General features: G+C 54.3%; 13 protein-coding genes. 8 read left to right on the forward strand and 5 right to left on the reverse strand.

What is annotated here, in order from left to right; translation table 11 throughout:
* Window positions 1-50: 50 nt before the first annotated feature.
* Entirely contained in the window at window positions 51-2,666 is a 2,616-nt protein-coding gene (gene tssH, locus ACL7TT_RS04230; protein ID WP_413393416.1) for a type VI secretion system ATPase TssH, read from the forward strand.
* Window positions 2,667-2,835: 169 nt separating this feature from the next.
* Here the strand turns inward: tssH and pepN are convergent, their stop codons facing one another.
* Complete coding sequence (gene pepN / locus ACL7TT_RS04235) at window positions 2,836-5,538, reverse strand: aminopeptidase N (protein WP_413393418.1); 2,703 nt, start codon at window positions 5,536-5,538, stop codon at window positions 2,836-2,838.
* Between the two features lie 865 nt (window positions 5,539-6,403).
* Between pepN and ACL7TT_RS04240 the strand changes: the two genes are divergently transcribed.
* The gene (locus tag ACL7TT_RS04240; protein WP_413393420.1) at window positions 6,404-7,936 is read left to right on the forward strand and encodes a cryptochrome/photolyase family protein; all 1,533 of its coding nucleotides are present in this window, start codon (window positions 6,404-6,406) and stop codon (window positions 7,934-7,936) included.
* 399 nt (window positions 7,937-8,335) lie between these two features.
* Here the strand turns inward: ACL7TT_RS04240 and ACL7TT_RS04245 are convergent, their stop codons facing one another.
* The 3 genes from ACL7TT_RS04245 to ACL7TT_RS04255 form a co-directional block, all read right to left on the reverse strand.
* Window positions 8,336-8,932 (reverse strand): HdeD family acid-resistance protein, encoded by a 597-nt coding sequence (locus tag ACL7TT_RS04245; RefSeq protein WP_299939854.1) that lies wholly within the window; start codon window positions 8,930-8,932, stop codon window positions 8,336-8,338.
* A gap of 396 nt (window positions 8,933-9,328) precedes the next feature.
* The gene (aptA, locus tag ACL7TT_RS04250) at window positions 9,329-10,642 is read right to left on the reverse strand and encodes an omega-aminotransferase AptA (protein ID WP_413393422.1); all 1,314 of its coding nucleotides are present in this window, start codon (window positions 10,640-10,642) and stop codon (window positions 9,329-9,331) included.
* A gap of 130 nt (window positions 10,643-10,772) precedes the next feature.
* On the reverse strand, window positions 10,773-12,218 hold the full coding sequence (locus ACL7TT_RS04255) for an NAD-dependent succinate-semialdehyde dehydrogenase (protein WP_413393423.1): 1,446 nt from the start codon (window positions 12,216-12,218) through the stop codon (window positions 10,773-10,775).
* Window positions 12,219-12,424: 206 nt separating this feature from the next.
* On the opposite strand from ACL7TT_RS04255, the gene ACL7TT_RS04260 reads away from it, so the two are divergent.
* From ACL7TT_RS04260 to ACL7TT_RS04270, 3 genes are all read left to right on the forward strand, one after another.
* Window positions 12,425-13,357 carry a LysR family transcriptional regulator gene (locus ACL7TT_RS04260; protein WP_413393425.1) on the forward strand — a complete coding sequence of 311 codons (933 nt, stop codon included), beginning with the start codon at window positions 12,425-12,427 and terminating at the stop codon, window positions 13,355-13,357.
* Window positions 13,358-13,644: 287 nt separating this feature from the next.
* Entirely contained in the window at window positions 13,645-14,598 is a 954-nt protein-coding gene (locus tag ACL7TT_RS04265; protein WP_413393427.1) for a DnaJ C-terminal domain-containing protein, read from the forward strand.
* 2 nt (window positions 14,599-14,600) lie between these two features.
* Entirely contained in the window at window positions 14,601-14,924 is a 324-nt protein-coding gene (locus ACL7TT_RS04270; protein WP_299939840.1) for a chaperone modulator CbpM, read from the forward strand.
* A gap of 117 nt (window positions 14,925-15,041) precedes the next feature.
* Here the strand turns inward: ACL7TT_RS04270 and ACL7TT_RS04275 are convergent, their stop codons facing one another.
* A complete protein-coding gene (locus ACL7TT_RS04275) occupies window positions 15,042-16,022 on the reverse strand; it encodes a calcium/sodium antiporter (RefSeq protein WP_413393429.1) in 981 nt (326 codons plus the stop codon).
* A gap of 335 nt (window positions 16,023-16,357) precedes the next feature.
* Between ACL7TT_RS04275 and ACL7TT_RS04280 the strand changes: the two genes are divergently transcribed.
* From ACL7TT_RS04280 to ACL7TT_RS04290, 3 genes are all read left to right on the forward strand, one after another.
* Entirely contained in the window at window positions 16,358-16,609 is a 252-nt protein-coding gene (locus ACL7TT_RS04280) for a hypothetical protein (RefSeq protein WP_299939834.1), read from the forward strand.
* Between the two features lie 293 nt (window positions 16,610-16,902).
* Entirely contained in the window at window positions 16,903-17,982 is a 1,080-nt protein-coding gene (gene hppD, locus ACL7TT_RS04285) for a 4-hydroxyphenylpyruvate dioxygenase (protein WP_299939831.1), read from the forward strand.
* 15 nt (window positions 17,983-17,997) lie between these two features.
* Window positions 17,998-18,543 (forward strand): VOC family protein, encoded by a 546-nt coding sequence (locus ACL7TT_RS04290; RefSeq protein ID WP_413393431.1) that lies wholly within the window; start codon window positions 17,998-18,000, stop codon window positions 18,541-18,543.
* The last annotated feature ends 4 nt before the right edge of the window (window positions 18,544-18,547 follow it).

Genomic DNA, 18,547 nt, shown 5'->3' on the forward strand with positions numbered 1-18,547 from the left:
CCGTGATACATATCGACCTTAAACGGTTAGTGGATAACATGACACCATATATGCGCGATTCTCTTGAAGGCGCTGCCGGACTGTGCCTTGCACAAAATCAATACAATGTAGAGCTTGAGCACTGGATGCTGAAGCTTTTGGATCAGTCTGATACGGATCTCTACCTGTTGTTAAAAAAGCATGGCGTTATTCCGGAAAAGTTAGCCAAGCAGTTGGCAACTGCCATTGCAGGGTTTCGCACTGGCAGCAGTCGCCCCCCGGCATTGTCGCCGACTATTGTGGAAGTCACTAAAAATGCCTGGATGCTCGCCTCTATTGACTATGGTTATCACGCTATTGGCTCGGGACATTTGCTGGCCGCCCTGATGCTGGAGGAAACTTCTCGAAGGCAGTTACTTGAATCCTGCCCGGAACTCAAAAGCATCGCGCCCGAGTCTCTTCGAGAAACAGCGCGAGCCATGTTTGGCCAAAGTGGCGAATCCAGCCATATAGTAGCGGGTGTGACAACGGATGGGGGCATTACTGCAGCGGCCGTGGTGGCGAGCAAAGCACCGGCGCTGGATAAATACACCATTAATTTGACCGAAAGGGCCAAACAAGGGGAAGTCGATCCGGTCCTTGGCCGGGATGAGGAAATCCGCCAGTGTATTGATATTTTGACACGCCGCCGACAGAACAATCCGATATTGACCGGTGAGGCTGGTGTGGGTAAAACCGCAGTGGTTGAGGGTTTTGCCCTGCGAATTGCCAACGGCGATGTACCCGCACCGCTCAGGGGGGTGGCGGTGCGCACTCTGGATCTCGGTCTCTTACAGGCCGGAGCCAGTGTCAAAGGTGAGTTCGAAAACCGCCTGAAGTCTGTGATTGAAGAGGTTCGTGCTTCGGCAACGCCGATCATTTTGTTTATCGATGAAGCCCATACCATGATAGGTGCAGGTGGGAAAGAGGGACAGGGGGATGCGGCCAACCTGTTAAAGCCGGCTTTGGCCAGAGGAGAACTCCGAACACTTGCGGCGACCACCTGGGCGGAATATAAAAAGTATTTCGAACGCGACCCCGCACTGACCAGGCGCTTCCAGGTTGTGAAAGTAGAGGAGCCTGGCGAAGGGGATGCCATTGATATGATGCGCGGTATTGCCACCAGCTTGGAGCAGCATCACAATGTGCGTATCCTGGATGAAGCTATTATCGCTTCTGTCAAACTATCACACCGCTATATTCCCGGACGTCAGCTACCGGATAAATCTGTCAGCCTGTTGGATACCGCCTGTGCCCGGGTTGCGCTAAGTCAGTCTTCTACACCTGGCTCTATTGAAGATGCACGCAATACGATCGACCGCACTGAAACAACCCTGAGCAAGCTGGAGCGTGAAAACGCAGCTCTGGGAGGATATGAAGAGCAGTTGGCCGAGCTGAGCGCACTTAAGGAAACGGAACAACAGCGTTTGATTTCTCTGGATCAGCAGCTGGTCAAAGAGCGTGAACTGGTCGGGAAAATCCAGGACCTACGCGATCAGGTTGACTCAGAGTTTATGAATATCCAGAGCAGTGATGGAGCACCGGATACCGCTACACTGGCAGATTGTCAGCAGCAGCTTAAATCTCTCACTGGGGACCTGTTGGATGTTCAGGGCAATACCCCTTTGATACAGCCCGCTGTGGATGAGCAAGCCATTGCTGCGGTGGTTGCCAACTGGACGGGAATCCCGCTTGGCAAGATGGTTAGCGATGAGATCATCGCGGTGAAGACCCTGGCCGAGCGCTTAAACAAACGCATTATCGGGCAGCCTCATGCGATTGAAGCGATAGCGCAATCCATTCACACCGCTCGCGCCGGTCTCACCGATCCCCGCAAGCCTGTGGGCGTATTTATGTTCTGTGGAACCAGCGGTGTAGGTAAAACCGAGACCGCATTGGCCCTGGCAGATGAGCTCTTTGGCGGTGAGCAGAATGTCACAACCATTAATATGGCCGAGTTTAAAGAAGAGCATAAGGTTTCCATGCTACTCGGCTCTCCCCCCGGATATGTTGGATACGGCGAGGGTGGTGTTTTGACCGAAGCTGCACGGCGCAAGCCCTATTCGGTCATTTTATTAGATGAGATGGAGAAAGCGCATCCCGGTGTGCAGGATATTTTCTACAATCTGTTTGATAAAGGCATCATAAAAGATGGTGAAGGCCGGGATATCGATTTCAAGAATACCGTTATTATCATGACCTCCAATGCCGGTGAAGAAGCGATCAGGGCTATCTTTAACCAGGTAGAGGAAAGGCCGGAGCCGGATGTGTTACTGGATAATATCCGCTCTCATCTTTTACAGAAATTCAAGCCGGCATTTCTCGGTCGTTCCAATGTGATTGCCTATTATCCTCTGGACGATGAGAATTTGATGACCATCTGCAAACTCCATCTAGGCAAGATCGGCAAACGCATAAGGGAGCATTATGGTGCCTCCTTTTCGTTTGATGAGGATGTGCTGATCAATATCGTCGCCCGGTGTCATGAGACTGATACGGGTGCGCGTAATATCGAGATTATTCTCAACAGGACCCTGCTGCCTGAATTAGCCAGTGTGTGTCTGGATAAAATGGCGAAAGGCGAAACGGTCAAAACCATTAAGGTATCGGGGAGCGCATCCGGCGATTTATCCTACAAAGTAGATTAAAAATCACAGGTGCAGCTGTGAGAGAGTGTAGTTAAGCACTCAGCCTGGCCTTAGATGGGTCTTTCTACAACCCATTAATACTGTTGTGCAGTGGCCTGCCTATTGAGAGACCCCATCACCGGCCTGCGGTCGGTGGTGGGGTCTCTCCGGGTGCTACTAGCCCGGCAGTTTATTTTCTGATCTGGATGCTGTTTTGTGCCAATACCTCCCCCATGGCAATGCAGCGACCGCTTGAGTACAGATGATTTTTAAGCGCTTTCACCAGCATCGGTTTGAGTTGCTGTTTTTCTGCCAGTGTGTCTTTGATTTTCTGTGCATCCTTTTGGTTGCACATCAACGGAAAGATACTCGCATAGGTGCTGATTAACTCCGGAGAATCCTCGGCGTTGATTTGACTCAGGGTTGCAAAAATACGCTCGCTGTTGGTATTAAAAAGCCCGATTTGTTCGGAGGGAAACATTGAGTAGGCGGCCTCCCGGAGTTCACTCAGTTTGAATTTATCGCGATGCATACTCAGGTTGTCCAGCCATTTTTGTTTACTTTCCGGCAGAGGGCGTACGGCTTCAGCAGCGATGGCATTGAGTTTTGCGCGATCGGAGTTATCCGCTTGTAACTCGCGCTCAATAGCTTGTTCGTAGTCGGAATATAAATACCGATTTTGCAGAGTGATCAGGTCCCAGCGCATATCCGGGTCCAATTTCAGACCACCAACAGTCAGCTCGCCTAACAACATCTGTCTGGCGTGGGAGAGGGCACGGGTGGAGTGGGCTACATCGGTAAAGGCCCTGAACCAGGTTTTCTGTCTGTCACTACCTGCAGGAGACTGCTGCAACTGTGTCCAGACGAAGTTTTCGATGGCCAGCTGCAGCTCATCCCGGCGCACATTTTCGATAGGGATTTGATTCAGGTAACCATAGGCAAAGCCCAGGTTGCGGGCATTCAAGCGAACCGCATTGATGTCCTGCTCAGCGGCGCCGTTGCTGAGAAGAAAACTGATATATTTGTCCAGGGGCAGTTTTGCATCATAAGTACTGTCAAACAGACTTTGCCACAACATCAAGCGGATAAAGGGCGGTTCGATATCGTTAATGTATTTTGACATATTCTCGACGGACACCGGATCCAGATTAACCTTGGCAAACGCCCAGTCTCCTTCGTTGGGATAGAGAATCTCGGGGCAGGGAAGGCCTACGGCCTCCTTTACCTTGGTTATAGCGCCACTGTATAGCACAGGCAGGGTTGCCACCTGTTTCATACTTTCGCTTTCCATGCGGTAGAAGCCGAGTTGTGTGCGTTGTGTCCGCAGGGTTGGATACTCCTTGGGTGCAGTCTGTTTCAGGGTCAGGCCGGTAATTTGATCCTTTTGACACTGAAAGCTGGCCTCAATCGTGTTCAGGCCGGCTTTGTAGAGCCATTGTTGTTGCCACTGGTCCAAATCCATCCCGGCGGCCACACCCAGGTGGCCCATAAAGTCATCCAGGGTCGAGTTGCGGTAGGACAGTGCTTTCAGGTAGTTGCTGACCCCCTTTCGAAACGCCTCCTTGCCCAGGTAGTAGGGAAGCTGTTTGAGTATGGAGCCGCCTTTGCCGTAAGTAATGCCATCAAAATTAGCGAAAGCCTCATCGGTATTTTTGACCGGCAATTGAATGGCATGGGTAGTGGGGCGCTGGTCTGCGTTATAGGCCCACTGTTTGGTGCCCAGATAAAAATTCTCCCAGGTATTGGTAAATTCACTATTTTCGGCCAGGGACAGATTGGCCATATAGGTGGCGAAACTTTCGTTCAACCACAGATCATCCCACCAGTTCATGGTCACCAGATCACCAAACCACTGATGGGCCATCTCATGGGCAATCACATTGGCAAGACGCATTCTCTGTGCTTGAGTTTTTTCACCACGGGAAACGTAACTATCGTTAAAAGTCACTGACCCCACATTTTCCATGGCACCGGCATTGAAATCAGGTACCAGGATTTGGTCATATTTTTTGAAAGGATAGTCAATTTCAAAATAGGGCTGAAAAAACGCAAAAGACTGTTTGGTGAAGGTGAACCAGTCGTCGGGCTTGACATACTGTGCCAGGCTTTGGCGAGCCATCAGCCGCAGGGGAATGCCGTCGGCCTCATCTTCCCAGATATGATAAGGGCCGGCGTGAAGGGAGAAAATATAGGATGAAAACTTCTGGCTTTGTGGGAAGAACCAGTGACGCAGCTCCCCCTTTTTTTCTACACGGCTTTCTCGCTCAGCACTAATCACTATCCAGTCTTTGGGGGCAATAACATCCAGGGTATAATGCGCTTTTAGATTTGGCTGGTCGAAATGCGGGAACAGGCGGTTGGCATCGTAGGGCTCGAAGTCCGTATACATATAGACTTTACCATCTTTGGGATCTTCAAAGCGATGGAGCCCGGAGCCGTTTTTGGAGTAGGGGTGCTGGAAGTGCACCGTGATAGCATGCTGTAGATTGGGGAGGTGTTGTGCGGCAATCGTGATAAAGTGGTCGTTGTATTCGACGGGAATATCCCGTCCGTCCACGGCGACAGATTCTACCGTGCCCCCGGCGAAATCGATAGTCAGTGGTTGTTGCAGGGTATGCTGGAATGTCGTATCGGCAGTGACGGTGCCGGAAAAGCTATCGCTATTCCTGTCTAAATTGGCACTGAGCTGGTAGTCCACCTGGGCCACCTGCCGCTTGCGCAATTTGGCATACTTTTCAGAAAGTCCCGGTATTGCGGCTCTGGTTGGGATTGTTGCAGCTGCATCGGGGACGGATTTTGGTGTGCCGGAAACCTGGCTGCAGGCGGCCAGGATGGCACCGCAAATCAGGGTGACGGCAAGCCCAGGTGCCGCCAGTTTGCTCTTGTGGATCATATTTTCCTCTCCGTTCTGGATATTTTTTGTTTATTTTTGATTGCTAATATTCATGCAGTAGGCCCTGTTGCCCTGTTAATGAATAACGGCGACATTGAGAAACCAGGAATGCGGTGATCGACCCCACCCATGGAGAAGGTGGGTAGCTTCGTAAAACCAATAAGCTGCCAAAAGGGGATTCTACCCGATGGCTAGCGGGTAGGTTCATTATCGAGCGGGATTATACGTTGAAATGCCGAGTCTGTGCGATGCGCTTCGTGAGCGCTTTCAAGGACTATCGGCCCATCCTGTAATGGTGTCGGCGTACCTAACACAATCCGGCCCGGATAGGGTTGTGTGTACGATACCGACTACAGGACCTATCGGTAGCAGTGTCCACAGTGGCCAGAGTCGGGATAACGTTGCCCACTCATCATGGTAATAATGGACCGTCACGGGCCATTTTCACTGGCTGGAGAGCGTTTTGGTGCTGGGATGTAGTCGATACTTCACGCCTGCGTCTGGGGGAGGCCGGAAAGTGGAAATAGTGTTTCTGCTATATAGAAACCAGAACACCTTGTTTAGTCCACACAGAGCAGAGCCACACGTCGGCACCCATCTCACTGGATGATGGAGTACATCTGGCAGCGGCATTGGCAGCCATCCGTGGTGTCCAGTCACGGAATCTGCTACTACTGAACGAATCAGGCCGCTCTCCTCCCCTGGGTTCCCACCAACCACCTGGAGAGGACCGGGGGGCTAGCCTCGCAATCCCATGGGCGGTGTGTTTTGGCACTGTATTTTTTGCGATGAAAGTGGTCTATGGCCGGCCCGGGCTATAACGGCTGAGGAAAGAATCGGCGCCATAGCCGAAAGGATGCCCTTTGTGAAAACCCTGCGACTGATTCTCGGCGATCAACTAAATCACAAGCACTCCTGGTACCGTGAAAACAGTGACGAGGTACTCTACTTTATCGCCGAAATGCGTCAGGAAACGGATTATACAGTCCATCATATCCAAAAAATAGTGGCCTTTTTTGAGGCCATGGGCCAGTTTGCCAATTGGTTGGAATCCCGTGGGAAGCAGGTTATTTACTACCGCCTGGATAATAGGGAAAACCAGCAAAACCTTGCGGCAAATATCAAGCAACTGATAAAACGTTTTGCTATTCAGAAGTTTGAATACCAGCTCCCGGATGAGTATCGCCTGGACAAACAATTGAAAATACTCACCCGGGAACTGGAAATAGAGTGCTGTGCCTACGACACGGAGCACTTCTTTACCAGCAGAGAGGCGTTGTCGAATTTTTTCCGTGGTAAAAAAACTCTGCTCATGGAAAATTTCTATCGTCATATGCGCAAAAAGCACGATATCCTGATGTCTCAACAAGTCAAACCGGAAGGCGGTAAATGGAATTACGACCAGAGCAACCGCAACAAGTGGAAGGGCGACTTGGTGGTGCCCGGACAATGCCGGTTTCGCAAGGAGGTTGGTCATACCCTAGCCCGTATCCGACAAGCGGGCGTAAAAACCATAGGCGATATAAATCCAGAGGGTTTTTCATGGCCGGGAGACCGAAAAGACAGCTTGAAAATGCTGCAACACTTTTGCAAACACCTGTTGCCACACTTCGGTGACTTTCAGGATGCCATGGACCCAGAGGAAACCTGCCTGTTCCACAGCCGGCTCAGCTTTTCCCTCAACTGTAAGCTGCTGAGTCCACGGGAGGTGATAGATGCCGCAATCCATCGATGGCGGAAAAGCCAACGGACTATTTCTATCAGCCAGGTTGAGGGGTTTATCCGGCAGATATTGGGATGGCGGGAATATATGCGTGGTATTTATTGGCGAGAGATGCCCGGATACTCGCACTGCAATGTATTGCAAAACAGAAACCGACTACCGAAATGGTATTGGACAGCGGATACTGAAATGAACTGCCTGTACCACACAATCAAAAACAGCTTGGAGCACAGCTATGCACATCATATCCAGCGTTTGATGATAACGGGGAACTTTGCACTTCTCATACAGACACATCCGGATCAGATTGATGCCTGGTATTTGGGAATCTATATTGATGCGGTGCAGTGGGTGGAAATGCCAAATACACGGGGGATGAGTCAATTTGCCGATGGCGGAATGATCGCCACTAAACCCTACGTCAGTAGCGGAGCCTATATTAACAAAATGAGTAACTACTGCGGGGATTGCAAGTATAATGTCAATAAAAAAACGGGTGAAGGAGCCTGTCCATTTAATTATCTTTACTGGAATTTCCTGATGGAAAAGTATGACTATTTTAAAGGTAATCCCAGAATGGCCATGGCACTCAACATGTTAGATAAAAAACCAAAAAAAGAACGGCAGGGCATACACCGCCAGGCCAATGCCTTTATTCGATCAATGAGTCAGTGAGTTCTGGTGTTTTTATTAATAAGTCCTCCAGTTTCCCGAAAGCGGCAACAGGCAAATTGAGGTTGCCCGCGTAATATCATATAGATAGTTTTACTGCCGGGTCGGAAGGAAAGAATATCCCCCTCCCAGGACGCACTGTGAATACACTCCTGTGCGCTCGCAATCGATATTTATACCTCATACAATCCTGAGAGAGGCATATTCTTTCCTCCTGCCTTACCAGCAGGTCGCAGAGAGTCTCGGCCAGGAGGAACATATGCCTACCTGGCGAATAACACAAGGGGTGCGCCGCTGATCGCTACTAACCATGGGCTAAGGGCAACTTTGCGGAGCTGCCCGGTATTCTCGGACGATAGCCGATTAAGTCATAAGCCCCCAGGTTGATCGCGGAGAGAATAGTCAGTCTCCCGAAGATACCAACGCACCCTTCTGGTGCTTGCGCAGGCGAAATGCCAGCCAGATCATGGGCAGACCGAAAATGATCGCGTAGGCTCCGATCACCCATACCAATGCAAGGGCTCCGGCACCGGGGCTTACCAGTATGGCAATACCGAAAATGACCGAGAGTATGCCGATTGCAATCAGCAGCCACTCGTTGTCAATCTCCTTGCGCAGGCGAATCGCCCCGACAATTTCAAAAATGCCCCGCACCAGCGCCCAGGCACCAATAAAAATCACCAGCACCAGGGCGGTAACCTGTGGATAAAGGAAAGTAAAGATTCCGGCAGCCAGACTGATTAGCCCGGATACAATCAGCCACCATAAGGGCGAGGATTTGTGCCGCCCTAGAACGGCTGCAACCAGGGAAAAAATACCATCCAACAGGGCGTAAATGCCGAATAGCAAAACCAGGGTGAGCAGGGTAAGGCCCGGCCAGATAAATGTGAGTAAACCAAAAATAACCGCGACGATTCCCCGTAGCAGTAGCAGCCACCAATTGGCAGAAAGTGCCGGTAAAATTCGACTCGCAGGAAAAGAAGAAGGATCAGTGGACATAAAGTAATACCCAGATGACGTCTTTTCTTCAGTTTAAGTGTTGCCGGGTATAAATAACCAGTTTTTTGGGAAATTTTCCCAGACAGATAACGAAAAAGTGGGGAAGTGGAGGGAGGCGGCCCACGAGCGCGACCCGACAGTCGACTCTGCAAAGACCGGGATCGCGCCGCGGGCCGCTATTTCCAGTGTAGCTGCAACTGGCGAATTGGGTTTTAGGATGCAAGTCAGCGCTTTTGCCGCTTCGCGGAGGTTGTTAAATTGTGGACAATTCCTGAATTTTTGTCAGTGTCTCAAGAGCGGCGCGGATAGGTTTTCCACAACCGGTTTGATCACTCGGTGAATAAGAGCGGAGTTTGCCCAGCCCGGAGGCTGGGCAAAACGTCCGGCTTTTGAGCATCAGGTAAGCGTGTTGATCACGCTGCGCAGCTTGTCAACAACTGCGTCGATCTGGTGTTTTTCGATAATCAGCGGTGGCGACATACACAGGGCGTCGCCGATACCGCGAGCCATCACGCCCGCCTCCCAGGCCATGCCGGAGACTTTGGCACCGAATTTACCACTGAGCTTTTCCGGTGCGCGCAGCTCAATCGCACCCACCAGGCCGTAATTGCGCACATCAATCACAGTGTGCCCGTCTGCCAGGCTGTGCAGGGCGTCTTCCCAGTACTGGGCGATCTCGCCGGATGCGCGGGTGAGCAGACCCTCTCGCTCGTAGATATCCAAAGTCGCCATCCCTGCGGCACAGGCCACCGGGTGTGCAGAGTAAGTGTAGCCGTGGAAGAATTCGACCATACCTTCCGCAGCGGCATCCATGATGGTGTTGTGTATCTCCTCTTGCACGAATACCGCACTTAGGGGCACCGCTGCATTGGTAATACCCTTGGCCGAAGTGATCATATCCGGGGTGACACCAAACTCGATGGCACCGAACGCGGAACCGGTGCGGCCCCAGCCCGAAATCACTTCGTCGAAAATCAGCAACAGGTCGTGCTTGTCGCAGATCGCGCGCAGGCGCTGCAGGTAGCCTTTTGGTGGTAACACCACACCGCCGGCTCCGGCAAAGGGCTCTACAATGACCGCGGCGATCTGGTCCGCACCGTGGAAATTCACCAGGCGCTCCAGGTCTTCCGCCAGTTCCACGCCGTGCTCCGGCAGACCCCGGCTAAACGCATTGCGCTTGATATCCAGTGTGTGGCGCAGGTGGTTGGCTTTGACTGGCTGGCCAAAGCTCTGGTAATTCGGGGCAATACCGCCCACGGAAATACCACCAAAATTCACCCCGTGGTAGCCTTTCTCACGGCCGATAAACATGGTGCGGGTGCCCTTGCCGCGCGCGCGCTGGTATTGCAGGGCAATTTTCAGTGCGGTCTCCACCGCCTCGGAACCGGAGTTGCCGAAGAACACGCGGTTAAGGCCATCGGGTGTATGTTGCACCAGGCGGTTGGCGTATTCGAAACCCAATTCGTGGCCGAAGTTAAAGATGGAACTGTAGTCAAGGGTTTTCGCCTGTTTGTAGATCGCATCGGCGATCTCCGTGCGGCCGTGACCGGCGTTGCTGCACCAGAGGCCCGCAGTGGCGTCGATAATCTGGCGCCCACCCTTTTCAGTGAGGTAAATGCCCTCTGCGCGCTCCACAATCCGCGGGGCGGACTTAAAGGCGCGATTGGGTGTAAAAGGCATCCAGAACGCGTTGGTTTGCAATTCAGACATAGACAATATCTCCGCAGATTCCCTGAAATTTCAATGTGTATCGGTGCGGGGGCTACGGGCTCCCGGTTCTTGATTCAGGCGCTTTTCACCGGTATGGACAAGCACAAGGCGATGTCGTTCAAAGCCGGTTTCAGGCGCCGAAGCAGCAGTACTTGGTCTCATAAAACTCGGCCATGCCCTCGACACCGCCCTCGCGGCCAATGCCTGATTCCTTATTGCCGCCGAACGGTGCCACAGTGGTGGAGAAAACGCCGGTATTGCAGGCGACCATGCCGTATTCCAACGCTTCCACCACGCGATTCGCGCGCCGGATGTTCTCACTCATCACGTAGGCGGCGAGGCCATAAGGTGTAGCGTTTGCGCGGCGGATTACATCGGCTTCGTCGGTAAATTTTTGCACTGCCGCGACCGGGCCGAAATTCTCCTCTGTGGCGATACGCATTGCGTCGGTCACACCGGTAAGCAAGGTGGGCGCAAAATAATTCTCACCATTTGGCAGCTGTTCGCCACCGAGTTCTATTCTTGCACCGGAGGCTACCGCATCCTGCACCAGGTTCTGTACCCGCTCCACTGCGCGGCGGAAGATCATCGGGCCCATATTGACCCCCGCTTCGGTACCGTGGCCGATCTTCAGTGCGGCCACTTCACTGCGCAGCTTCTCAACAAACTCATCGTGTACGGCTTGATGCACATAGATGCGGTTGGTGGCCACACATACCTGGCCCGCATTGCGAAACTTGGTGGCCATACAGGCTTTTACTGCCGTGTCCATATCCGCATCATCAAATACGATAAACGGCGCATTGCCGCCGAGTTCCATAGACATTTTCTTTACGGTGCTGGCACACTGGGCCATCAGCAGTTTGCCCACGGGGGTAGAACCGGTAAACGTGAATTTGGCCACGCGTGGGTCCTGGGTCAGCACCCTGCCGATGCCCGCTGCATCGCTACCAGTCACCACATTGAGGGTTCCCTTTGGCAGACCTGCCTCATCCGCCAACTGACACAGTGCCAGCGCAGACAGCGGGGTTTCCTGGGCGGGCTTGATCACCACGGTACACCCGGCGGCCAGCGCCGGTGCCGCCTTGCGGGTAATCATGGCATTGGGGAAGTTCCATGGGGTGATGCAGGAGACTACTCCCACTGGCTGACGGATAGTGCTCAAGCGCATGGTCGGGTTGTGGGTGGGAATGGTTTGTCCATAGGCCCGGCGGCACTCCTCGGCGAACCACTCGATAAACGAGGCACCATAGGCGATCTCGCCCTGGGCTTCCGCCAGGGGCTTGCCTTGCTCCAGGGTAAGAATACGTGCCAGATCCTCGCTGTTTTCCACAATCAGCTGGTACCACCGTTTGAGGGTGGCAGCGCGCTCACCCGCAGTGCGGCGGCGCCACTCCGGCAAGGCATCCGTGGCGGCGGCCACGGCAGCCTCTGCATCCGCTGCCGTGCCATCGGCCACATTGCCCAGCAGCTCGCCGCTGGCAGGATCACACACCGCCATAGTGCGCTCAGCAGCCCGCCAGGCTCCATCGATATAGTTCTGAAATTTCAACAGGTCTGGATTTGCCAGCTTCACGAGAAAACTCCCGGTAAACAGTGATTATTGAACGTGTTGCGCCGATTCTGGCGGCAGTGAAACACAGAAAATAGTAATATTTTTGCAACTAAAATTTAGATTTATCAAATTTTAACCGATCTTATACATCAACCGCTTTTCGCACAGACTGAAAAGTGCAGACAATCTACGCCAAAAAGATCGCAAGAACAGGGAAAATCCGTCAAATGCGCAAGACCAAAAACGCCCTGAGCGGACGCCTTAGCGATATGGATTTGCGCCTGTTGCGGGTTTTTCGCGAGGTGGTGCGTGCCGGTGGCCTGGCCCCGGCGGAAGTGGCCCTGAATATCGGCCGCTCCACCATCAGCGTGCATCTCTCCGATCTGGAAGCGCGCCTGGGCATGCAGTTGTGCCTGCGCTCCCGCGGCCGGGCCGATTTCAAGTTGACGCCGGAGGGTGAGGGCCTCTACCGGGCCATCCTGGAACTGGACGGCCACCTGGCTGCTTTCAAAAGCCAGGTAAACGCCATTCAATCCCAGTTGACCGGTACCCTGCGCCTGGTGATGCCGGATGACCTACTGGAAATCCCGCGGCTTGACCTGCCCGGTACCATCGGTCGCCTGCGAAACCGCGCTCCCCAGTTACAACTGGAGCTGCAGCTGGCCGCCCCTCAGGAGCTGGAGTTGGAGATTCTCGCCAATCGCGCCGATGTGGGCATCAACCCCCTGCACTCACGCCGTCCCGGGCTGGAATACCAGCCCCTCTTTCATCACCAATCCGTCCTCTATTGCGGCGCCAACCACCCCTGTGCCAATACCGACCGGTTAAGTGAAGAGTTGCTCACTCAGCAGACACTGGCCGCCCCCAGCCACGCCGTGTTCTCCGGGGCTGCTCACTTATACCGTCTCTTCCCCAATCGCTCCACCGCTAACCATATGGCCGCACGGCTGGCGATGATCCTCTCCGGCTGTTACATCGGATTTCTGCCGGAATATTTGGCGCGGCGCTATGTGGAGGCTGGCAAACTGATCCCCCTGCTGGCGGAGCACTTCCACTACCGCATCCTGAATGCGGTCACTTACAAAAAAAGTGCTGCAGAGCACCCGGCGCTGCGGTTGTTTCTGGAGGCTTTGGTGATTAATGCATCACCTTGCAGGTAGAGCGGCCCTCCATAATCCATTTGATTGGTAGCTTGATGACCTGCGCTGCTATGGAGCGCTGCCTGTATTTCCAATGCCCGCACGCGTCGGCGTCTTCCTGCGGGGCATGCACCCAAAACCGGCTGTGGCCTATTCAGGCTGTCGGGCCCTCCCGCCAATCGGGGACTTTACGGTTGTGTAGCAGTGTTTCACCGCAAATAGCCCTGTAGAGGTAGCGTTGTACTGGCGCCAGTCTATTTACCCTGCCATCGTGGCGAAGATCTGGATCATACGCTTTTATTAAAGCCATGGAATACAAGGACTACTACAAAATACTCGGTCTTGAACGGGGTGCGGATCAGGCCGAGATCAAGCGTGCCTACCGCAAACTGGCGCGTAAATATCATCCCGATGTCAGCAGTGAGGAGCATGGCGAAGAGCATTTTAAAGAGGTGAACGAAGCCTACGAAGTGCTCAAGGACCCGGAGAAGCGCGCCGCTTACGACCAGCTTGGCGCCGGCTATCAGTCCGGCCAGGATTTCCGTCCGCCGCCGGGCTGGGATGAAGGGTTCGAATTCCACGGCGGTGGTTACACCAATGCGGACCCTGAGGCGTTCAGCGACTTCTTCGAAAGCCTCTTCGGCCGGGGCGGATTCAGCCAGACCTATGGTGGCCGGCAGCGGCACCAGTACAGCGCCCAGGGGGAGAACACTTATGCTCGTATCACGATTGATCTGGAAGACAGTTACCGTGGCGGTACCCGCCAGATCACCCTAAAGCACCCGACGCTTGGTGCAAACGGGCGCCCACAGCTGCGTGAACGTACTCTCAATGTCAAGATTCCCAAGGGCATTACCGGGGGCCAGCAGATTCGCCTGGCGGGACAGGGCGAGCCGGGTATGGGCTCGGGCGGACCCGGTGACCTCTATCTGGAAATCAATTTCAACCCCCATGCGCTCTATCATACCGAAGGCAAGACGGTGTTTCTGGATTTACCCCTGGCGCCCTGGGAAATCGCACTTGGGGCCAAGATACAGGTGCCTACCCCGGATGGGCCAGTAAAGATGACTATTCCCGCCAACAGTGCCAATGGTAAAAAGCTACGTCTCAAGGGCCGTGGAATCCCGGCCAGGCAGGCTGGAGACATGGTTGTCGTACTGCAGACAGTGACACCTCCGGCCAGTACCGATGCCCAGCGCGAGGTCTACCGGCGGTTTGGCGAGGCGTTCGAGTTCAACCCACGCAAAACCATAGGGGGCTGAAGGTGAGTGGCGAAAAGTTCGAGCAGGTGGTGGGTGTGTTGTTGGACGAAGAGAGCGAGATGAGCCTGAGCGAACTTTGCCGTGCCTGCGGTATGTCGGCGGAGCGCATTATGACCCTGGTGGAGGAGGGGATTATCGAGCCCAGCCGCACCGGCGCCCCCTGGCGTTTCAGTGGTGTTTGTGTGCGCCGGGTTCGCCGGGTTTATACCCTGGAGCAGGATCTTGGCGTGAATCTTGCCGGCGCGGCCCTGGCTATCGAGCTGCTCGAAGAAATAGAGCGGTTGCAGGCACACCTGACCCGGCTGGAGGAGCGACACAAGGGATAACGGCTCCACGCGGAGCGGCGTGTATTGTGGGGGATAGCTGTCCGCAATCAGTGGTGGCAGGGCAAATTCTGCAATCCAGGACCCCGGTGCAGAGGGGATGCCCGCCCGACGGTGCAATCACAGCGCGGCTTTGGTAATTGTTGTAATCAGATAGCCGGTATACCCGAGGTAGGCCAGCAGCAGTGCGGCACCCTCCCAGCGGTTGATGCGGCCATGGCCGCGGAAACCGTAGGCGAACACAAACAGGGCAATGGTCAGGCCGATGACCATCGGCCAATCCCTTGTGAGCACTTCCGGCGGCACGCTCGGCATGGGCGTGATAGTGCCCGCGATGCCCACCACGGCCAGCAGGTTGAACATGTTTGAGCCGACTACATTACCAATGGCGATGTCGTGCTCCCCCTTGCGCGCCGCCACGATTGTGGCGGCGAGTTCCGGCAGTGAAGTGCCCAGAGCGACAATGGTGAGGCCGATAATCAGGTCGCTGACCCCCAGGGATTCGGCAATCGTCACCGCCCCCCACACCAGTATGTGGGAACTGGCGATCAGCAGCAGGAGCCCGGTCACTACCCAGAAGAGGGCCCGGCCCAAGGGCATGGCGTGCGTCTCCAACTCTCCTGCCAAGTCCCCCTCCATTCGATCCCCTTTTCCGTGCAGTGCAGAGAAAATACTCCAGCCAATCAAAGCAAAGAAACCGCCCAACAGGGTAATGGCCTCCCAGCGCGCCAGCTTGCCGTCCCACAAAAAAGCACCGCTCAGCAGGGTAATGGTCAGCAAAAGCGGCAGCTCCTTGCGCACGATCTTTGAGTGCACCGTAAGGGGAATAATGAGTGCGCTCAGGCCGAGGATCAGGCCGGTATTGGTGATATTGGAGCCATAGGCGTTGCCCAGCGCCAGGCCGGGGCTGCCATTTAGGGCCGCGATGGCCGAGACCACCATTTCCGGGGCGGAGGTTCCAAAGCCGACCACCACCATGCCGATCAGCAGTGTGGGCATGCCGGCGTGCCTGGCGGTAGCTGCGGCACCTTCTACAAACTGATCGGCGCTCCAGACCAGCACAACAAATCCGGCGATGATGGCGACTGCGGCGAGCAGCATAGGCGATCCTTAATCGAATAGAGGGGCACTGCCCCGCAAACGGGGGCCGATTGTACCGGCTCTGGCGGATACAAAAAGGGGGGGCTGCCCTTTGTCTGGCGAAGTCGGAGGAAATCAATAAAATGTCCGACCAGTCATACAGTTTTACTGCCCCTGTGAGCTACAGTCTTTGCATGACCCGGTAAATCCGTGGGGTGGCGTGTGAGCGTCACACCCAGGTGTGGGGTTGGTGCGGCTGGTGAGTATTGTCTGCGCAGGTCGGGCAAAGCATGCGTGGCAGATGTTGCAATATCTCTATACCAGCTGCTGTGCGGAATTAACAAAAGGAGGCCGATATGCGACTCAAAACTTCAATCGGGATACTGGCTGCGGTGATAGTACTGACCCTGTCTGCCTGCGGGCAGAAGAAGGCGGGGATGGGCGAAGGCATGGGAATGGATAAATCGGAAATGGGCTGTTGCCAGCACGGGGAGAATACCTGTGCCAGTGATGTCACCAAATCCCAGTGCGACCAAATGGCGGGCAAATTCCATAAGGGCCACATGTGCAGTACCGATGCTGGTAAGTGTACCCCCAAGGAGCGCTAATGGTTTCGGGCGTGTTGCAGATTGGTAACACGCCTGCGTGCGCCCGAATCCCTATCCTGCCCTAACTGCTGTTCTCTCTGAGTGTGACACCGATTTGCCTGTTGCTGGTTTTGTGGCAAGGGAAGCGCTGTTGATACGATATTCATGACCCCCCAAGCCAGGTCGGTACCAGCCGGCCTCGCTTTGTGAACCCCTTGACATTAGTTACATGTGCAACTAAGTTCTTTGCGCTTTAAATCAACCATTCGCAGCCTCGATTTCAGGCGCCGCGATGATAAGAGACGGAGGACTGCATGGCCGACTTGTTTGAAAATCCGATGGGTCTCGATGGCTTTGAATTTGTGGAGTTTACCGCACCGGAAAAAGGCATTCTCGAGACTGTTTTTACGGCTATGGGCTTTGAGAAAGTCGCCCGTCACCGCTCCAAAGAGGTGGAGCTGTGGCGCCAGGGGGATATCAACTTTATCACCAACTACGAGCCTAAAAGCCACGCTGATTACTATGCCCAGGAGCACGGCCCCTCCGCCTGTGGCCTGGCCTTCCGTGTGAAGAATGCCAAGTTCGCCTACGAAGAGGCCCTGCGCAAAGGCGCCCAGCCGGTAGATGTTCAGACTGGCCCTATGGAGCTGCACCTGCCGGCGATCAAAGGTATTGGTGGTGCCACCCTGTATCTGATCGATCGCTACAAGAAAGGCGAATCCATTTACGATATCGACTTCCACTGGGAAGAAGGCGTGGACCGCCACCCCGAAGGCTGTGGCTTCCACACTCTGGACCACCTGACCCATAACGTATACCGCGGTCGCATGGATTACTGGGCCAAGTATTACGAGGATCTGTTTAATTTCCGCGAGATCCGTTACTTCGATATCAAGGGCGAATACACTGGTCTTCTATCCAAAGCCATGACCGCGCCGGATGGCAAGATCCGCATACCGCTGAATGAAGAGGCAGCCGGTGGCGGTGGTCAAATCGAAGAGTTTCTAATGAAGTACAATGGCGAGGGCATCCAGCATATCGCCTTTGCCTGTGACGACCTGATCGCCTGCTGGGATCGCCTGAAAGAGCAGGGCATGGAGTTTATGACTCCGCCGCCGGACACCTACTACGAAATGCTGGAAGAGCGCCTGCCGGGCCACGGTGAGCCAACCGAGGCATTCCGGAGCCGTGGTATCCTGCTCGATGGCACTACCGAAGGCGGCCAACCGCGCCTGCTGCTGCAGATTTTTTCTGCCAATATGCTCGGCCCGGTATTCTTCGAGTTTATCCAGCGCAAGGAAGACGAAGGCTTTGGCGAGGGCAATTTCAAGGCCCTGTTCGAATCCATTGAGCGCGACCAGCTTAAGCGCGGCGTCATTAAAGAAAAGGAATAAAACCCGGAGGCTTCAATGGGCATCAAGCGCATTCACCACGTGGCATATCGCTGCAGGGACGCCAAGGAGACCGTAGAATTCTATCGCGATCTTCTCGGCATGGACTTTCAGCTGGCCATTGCCGAAAACGAGGTACCCTCAACCGGTGAGCCGGACCCTTACATGCATGTGTTTATGGATGCGGGTATGGGAAATGTGCTCGCCTTCTTCGAAATCCCCAACTCCCCGGAGATGGGGCGCGATGAAAACACCCCCCAGTGGGTGCAGCACATCGCCTTCGAAGTGGAGTCTATGGAAGACATGCTCGCGACCAAAGCGCGACTGGAAGCGGCCGGTGTGGATGTGCTCGGCCCTACCGATCACACGCTTTTTCAGTCGATCTATTTCTTCGACCCCAACGGTCATCGTATTGAGCTGGCCGCCAATACCGCCAAGCCCGGCATGCACAAGGAGCTGAAGCGGGTGGCCGAAGAGATGCTGGAAGAGTGGTCGCGTACGAAAAAAGCCCCAAGGCATGCCGCCTGGATGCATGGGGAAGAAGATTTTGTGGAAAAAAACTGAAGGG

Origin of the sequence: Microbulbifer jejuensis (assembly GCF_047289955.1) — a bacterium.
Lineage (GTDB): Bacteria > Pseudomonadota > Gammaproteobacteria > Pseudomonadales > Cellvibrionaceae > Microbulbifer.